5 protein-coding genes are annotated in these 5,972 nt (G+C 66.8%); 2 read left to right on the top strand and 3 right to left on the bottom strand.

All coding sequences use genetic code 11. The features are described 5' to 3' along the window. The coding region (locus WBV89_RS09755) for a DUF222 domain-containing protein (protein ID WP_423981146.1) at window positions 1-666 on the top strand (666 nt) is incomplete at its 5' end. Window positions 667-915: 249 nt separating this feature from the next. Here WBV89_RS09755 and WBV89_RS09750 read toward each other — a convergent pair. Continuing rightward, on the bottom strand, window positions 916-2,268 hold the full coding sequence (locus WBV89_RS09750; RefSeq protein WP_423981145.1) for an oxygenase MpaB family protein: 1,353 nt from the start codon (window positions 2,266-2,268) through the stop codon (window positions 916-918). Window positions 2,269-2,487: 219 nt separating this feature from the next. Here WBV89_RS09750 and WBV89_RS09745 point away from each other — a divergent pair, with 219 nt between their 5' ends. Next, the gene (locus tag WBV89_RS09745) at window positions 2,488-2,772 is read left to right on the top strand and encodes a hypothetical protein (protein ID WP_423981144.1); all 285 of its coding nucleotides are present in this window, start codon (window positions 2,488-2,490) and stop codon (window positions 2,770-2,772) included. Window positions 2,773-2,809: 37 nt separating this feature from the next. Here WBV89_RS09745 and WBV89_RS09740 read toward each other — a convergent pair whose 3' ends face one another. Together WBV89_RS09740 and WBV89_RS09735 are read right to left on the bottom strand one after the other, a co-directional pair. Further along, a complete protein-coding gene (locus WBV89_RS09740) occupies window positions 2,810-4,555 on the bottom strand; it encodes a thiamine pyrophosphate-dependent enzyme (protein ID WP_423981143.1) in 1,746 nt (581 codons plus the stop codon). A gap of 84 nt (window positions 4,556-4,639) precedes the next feature. Then, window positions 4,640-5,972, bottom strand: a 1,333-nt coding sequence (locus WBV89_RS09735) for an FMN-binding glutamate synthase family protein (RefSeq protein WP_423981142.1), incomplete at its 5' end; no start/stop codon positions are given.

Here is a 5,972-nt window from a genome sequence, read left to right as displayed (position 1 = left end):
GCGGCACTGTGGAGCAGCATCGACGCGAGCCTCGCCACGCTGCGCCAGATGGACGGCAACGCGCGGACCCCCTGGGAGCAGCTCAAGGTCAACGCCGTCGTCGCCGCCGTGACCGGCCCATCCCCCGAGCCCGCGGGCGACCCCTCCCGGCCCGGAGCCTCCGGCGCGGTCCAAAGCCGACGCGTTCCGGAGATCACCGTCGTGGTCGACCTCGACACCCTGAGAACCGGATTCCACGACCGCGGCATCTGCGAGACGGACGACGGGGTGCCGCTGCCGGTCTCGACGGTACGCAAGATGTGCTGTGATGCCGAGGTCCTCCCGGTCGTGCTGAGCGGGGACGGGATCCCACTCGACGTCGGCCGGAGCTCACGCACCGCCACCGCCGCACAACGGCGGGCGCTGCGGGCGATCTATCGAACCTGCGCCCATCCTGATTGCACAGTGCCCCACTCCGCGTGCAAGACCCACCACATCCGATGGTGGTTCGCTCACCACGGATCCACCGACCTCGACAACCTGATCCCATTGTGCGAGAAGCACCACCACCTGGTTCACGAAGGTGGGTGGGGGATCACGATGACCCGTGACCGAACGACCACGTGGACCCGCCCCGACGGCACGCTGGCGCTCCAGGGCGTCCTGCCCGACCGCTTCGCCGCCTGACGCCCGGCAGCGAAACGCCGCCTCATCGACCTGGTGATGCTGCGACAGCCATCCAGCGACAGCCATCCAGCGACAGCCATCCAGCGACACTCGTCCAATGACACTCGTCCGGCGACACTCGTCCAACGACACCCATCCGGCGACACTCGTCCAACGACACCCATCCGGCGACACTCGTCCAACGACACCCATCCGGCGCCAACCGAGCGGCTTCCCAACCGCGCGGCTTCCCGGCTGCCGGCCCGGCGGCTACGTGGTACTCAGCGCGTAGCGGTCGGCGTCGGTCACGAAGTCGGAGTGGCCGTACGTGTCGAGCAGTTCGGCGAGACGCCTGTTGAGTCGCTCGTCGATGCGCCCGGACACGACGGGCAGCCGCAGCCCGACCCGGTAGAACGCGGTCTTCGCCGTCAACAGGCCGACGGCGATTCCCGCAGCCACCTTCTCCCGCGGGCCGAACGTGATACCGATCGACGCGGCGCGCTCCGCATCCCCGTTGAGGAAGCTCTTGATCAACACGAACCGCGAGAAGCCACCTTCGAGCCAGGTGTGGACTCGCCCGCTGATCGACGTCGTGTCGAACAGGTCGGCCTCCATCGTGCCGCGCACCAACGCACCACAGGTCTCGTCGTCGTACGCCTCCCGCAGCGAAACGTGACGCGCCGTCAGCAGATCGACGATTTCCAGCGGCGTCTCCCCCAGCAGATCCTCCGGCAGACCGAGCAGGAAACAGCGATACCGCGAGAGCTCGACCTTGGCCCGCTGCTCGTCGGTGAACTCGGTGTGCCCCTTGCCGAGCACCTGCGCCGCCATCAGGAAGACCCCGATCAACCCCGCGGGCATCTGGTCGACCTGGGGAATCGGAATGCCGTAGGTCGCGACGTCCCAACGACCCGAATTCAGCAGGTGATAGCGCACCATCGAGTGCATGAGCCGCACCTTCGCCGCGGCCTCGAAGCCCTTCCCGGACCGGTCGAGCGCTCCCGGCATCGTCGTCGCGGTGAAGAAGCTCGCCGTCTCGAACACCCGCTTGGCAGCCGCCTCGTCGGAGAGGGTGCCGGTCATCGTCATCGGCAGGGCCGCGTACTTGTTCAGGAACGTGGCGAGGAACGCGCCGCGGATGGCCAGTGGCGTCGCCGTCGCCATCGGGACCCGCTCGGCCCGCGCACCCTGCTCGACGAGTTCCATGTCGACCCAGTCGGGCGTGTCCTCCATCGCCGCGACGAGATCGACGAGTTCCTGTGGAGCGTTCTCGACGTGGTCGACACCGCTCGCACACGCCGTTTCGAGCATGTCGATCAACGTGCGGAATCCGAGTTCGGGGATCAACGCCGCATAGGCATCGGCAACGCGGTCGCCGGTCATCGTGGAGTCGCGGATCGTCTCCCTCAGCTCGGGCCGATCGAAGACCCGGGCCACGGCGTCTCGATGCTCGGCGAAACGCTCGTCGTCGATCGCCGCCTCGCGGTCGTAGCGCTCGGGCACGATCGTGAAGTCGACCGAGCCGTAGATCCCGGGGATGTCCTCCCGTTGCGCGACGACGCTGTCGGCATAGACCGGTGCGCCCGGCGACCCTCCCGGTGATTGCTCGGTCGGCTCGTCCATTGGTGCCCCCGTTGGCATCTCCGTCAACGTCTCTGTCAACGTCTCAGTCATCGTCTCTGTCAACGTCTCTGTCGGCGTCTCTGCACGCATGTCCATGTGTTTCTGTCCCCCTCGCGACAGCGCGAGTTTGCCAGTTCTCGACGTCGAACAAGGAATGCCCGTCGGCACCGTTCAACGACGTTCAGCATTCGTTCAGGTGTCCCGGTGCACACTGTCGTCATGGAATCTGGCCAGGACGCCCCGGAGGTACTGATCGCCGATCAGATCATCGATGATCGACTCGGTGGCCGGACCGGCTCCGCGGGCGATGACGCTCTCCACGGTCCCGGCCCGCGTCCCACGCTCGACCGTCGACACACGTTCGCCGCGACGCTGCTCCTGATCGTCATGGGCATCGTCGCCCTCGCCGTCGCGAGCGTGATCGCCGTCGGAGTGATGATCGTCGCTGCGGTGCTGGTCGTCCTCGGGCTGATCGCCCGCGCTGTCTCCGCTGTCTCGCGCTGAGGCGGTCCGGCCCGATCACTCTCGGCGGGTGCCGGTGTCAGAGCACCTGTCTGATGTCGCGGATGTTCGACTTGGCCTGCTGCCACACCTCGGCGACGTCGCCGCTGAACATCAACTTGCTCGTCGTCAGCGCGAACCCCTTCACCTGTTCGAGCGTCGTCGACGGTGGCATCGCCAATGCCCGCGGGTCGGTGACGAAATCGATGAGCGCGGGCCCGGGATGGGCGAACGCGCGCTCGATCGCCGGACGGATGTCGGCCGCCTGCTCGACCCGTTCGCCGTGCACTCCGACCGCCGACGCGAGGGCACCGAAATCCGGGTTCTTGACGTCGGTCCCCCACGGTTCGTAGCCGACCACCATCATCTCGGCGCGCACCATGCCGAGCGTCGAGTTGTTGAACACCATCAACTTGACGGGGATGTCGAGCCCGGCGGCGGTGAGCAGCTCGCCCATCAGCATCGAGAACCCACCATCGCCACAGATCGCCACGACCTGGCGCTCCGGCGACCCGAACTTGGCGCCGATCGCCTGCGGCATCGCGTTCGCCATCGACCCGTGACCGAACGATCCGAGCAGCTGGCGGCCCGGCTTCATGTGGAGGTACCGGGCACCCCACACGTTGCACATCCCGGTGTCGACGCTGAACACGGCGTCGTCGTCGGCGAGATCGCTGAGCGCGGTCGCGACCATCTCGGGCCGGAGCCCGTCGCCGCTGCCCTCGTGTTCGACGTAGGTCTGCAGCTTGCGCACGTCGCGGTGATGGTGCTCGAGGATCTTGTCGAGGAATGACGAGTCGGAGCGCGCCTCGATGCGCGGCAACAGTGCGCGCAGCGTTTCGCCGACATCGCCGGTGAGGCCGAGGTCGACACTGGCCCGACGACCGAGGTGTGACGCGTTGTCGTCGACCTGGATGATCGTGGGCTGAGCGGGCAGGAAGGCGTGGTAGTAGAAGTCGGTGCCGAGCATCAGGACGAGATCGCTCGCACCGAGCGCCGCCGTCGCCCCTCCCCATCCGAGCAATCCGGTCATCCCGACGGCGTTCGGATTGTCGGCCTCGAGCACGTCCTTGCCACGGTACGCGTAGCCGATCGGCGCCTTCAGCTTGTCGGACAGTTCGAGCACTTCGGCGCGTGCGTCGCGCGTGCCGAAACCTCCGAAGATCACGATTCGCTCGGCCTGCGCGATCATGGCAGCGGCCCGATCGATGTCACTGTCGCTCGGACGGATCACCGGCCGGGTCGTGATGATCGGATGGCGCAAGGACTCGTCGTCGACCTTGGCGGCCGCGATGTCACCCGGCAGGATCACCATCCCGACCCCGCGGCCGAGGATCGCCGCCTGCAGTGCGAGTTCGGGGATCCGCGGCACCTGCTGCGCCGAGCCGATCGTGCCGACATAGTTGCAGCAGTCGGCGAAGATGAACTCCGGCTTGGTCTCCTGGAAATAGCCGGTGCCGATCTCGGCGCTCGGTACGTGCGTGGCGATCGCGAAGACCGCCGACCCGTTGCGCTGGCAGTCGTACAGACCGTTGAGCAGGTGCACGCTGCCCGGGCCCGACGAGCCGAGCACGGCGGTCGGGCGTCCCGAGATCTGGGCGTCGGCACCCGCGGCGAAGGCACCGGCCTCCTCGTTGCGTACGTGGACGAACGTGATGTCGGCCTCGTGCCGCCGCAAGGCGTCGACGATCGGGTTCGCCGAATCCCCGACGATTCCGTACACGTTTCTGATCCCGGCCTCGACCATTTGATCGACGAGAAGTTCTGCAACCGTGTTGCTGCTCATGTCAGTACCTCGATGGTTCGGTGTTGATGTGCGATCGATCGGATGTGGCAGATGTGTGGTCCGGGCGATCCGTCCGTGGACGGCTCAGCGGACGATCTGGGGCATGTCCGGCGTGAAGACGTCGACGCTCGCCATCTCCCACAGCCGCTGGAACCGTTCGGGTGCGGTCCCGTCGATCAGCGCGTTCAGACCGTGCAGAGGGTAGATCTCGCTGTAGGTCTGGACGAGCGAATGGTTCACCCGCTTGACGACCAACTCGGGCGCCAACTGGGACGGGTGGTCGAGGCCCATCGCGGCCACCATCTCGGCGAGCGCATGAACCGTGTTGCGGTGGAACTGGTGGACGCGTTGCGCCTTGTCGGGCACGACCAGCGCCCGCTGGAGCCGTGCGTCCTGGGTGGTGACGCCGACCGGGCACTTGTTGGTGTGGCAACGCTGCGACTGGATGCATCCGACGGCGAACATGAACCCGCGGGCGGTGTTGCACCAGTCGGCGCCGAGCGCCATCGCCTGCGCCATCGCCGATGCGGATACGAGCTTGCCGCTCGCGCCGATCTTCATCTTGTGTCGGACCCCGGCGCCGACGAGCACGTTCTGGACCAGCATCAAGCCCTCGACGAGCGGCGCGCCCAGCGAGTTCGAGAATTCGAGCGGCGCGGCTCCGGTGCCGCCCTCACCACCGTCGACGACGATGAAGTCGGGGTACACGTCGGTCTCGATCATCGCCTTGACGATCGCCATGAACTCGACCGGGTTGCCGATGCAGATCTTGAACCCGACCGGCTTGCCGCCCGACAGACCGCGGAGCTGGGTGATGAAGGCCATCATCTCGAGCGGCGTCGAGAACGCCTTGTGGTAGGTGGGCGAGAAGACATCCTTGCCGGCCGGGACGAGGCGTGCCTCGGCGATCTCCTCGGTCACCTTGGCACCCGGCAGGATGCCGCCGTGGCCCGGCTTGGCACCCTGGGAGACCTTGATCTCGATCATCTTCACTTCGGGCCGGTTCGCGTTCGTCCGGTACAACTCGGGATCGAAATTGCCGTCGGCCGCGCGGCACCCGAAGTAGCCGGTTCCGATCTGCCAGATGATGTCACCGCCGTGTTCGAGGTGGTGCTTCGACAGACCACCCTCGCCGGTGTCGTGCGCGAAGTTGCCCTGCTTGGCTCCCGAGTTCATCGCTCGTACGGCGGCGGCACCCAGGGCACCGAAGCTCATCGCGGAGATGTTGAGCACCGAACTCGAGTACGGCTGCGCGCACTGCTCGCCCCCGACGGTGATCCGCATCGAGTTCTCGGGATCCTCCACCATCGGGCGCGGAGCGATCGAGTGCATCATGAACGTGTAGCCGTCGGCGTACACGTCGAGTTCGGTCCCGAACGGCTTCTTGTCGCCGACGTTCTTGGAGCGCTGGTACATC

Origin of the sequence: Ilumatobacter sp. (assembly GCF_049588435.1) — a bacterium.
In the GTDB taxonomy this organism is placed as follows: domain Bacteria; phylum Actinomycetota; class Acidimicrobiia; order Acidimicrobiales; family Ilumatobacteraceae; genus Ilumatobacter_A.
Note: the sequence above shows the minus strand (reverse complement) of the source record. Positions and strands in the feature narration are given on the sequence as shown.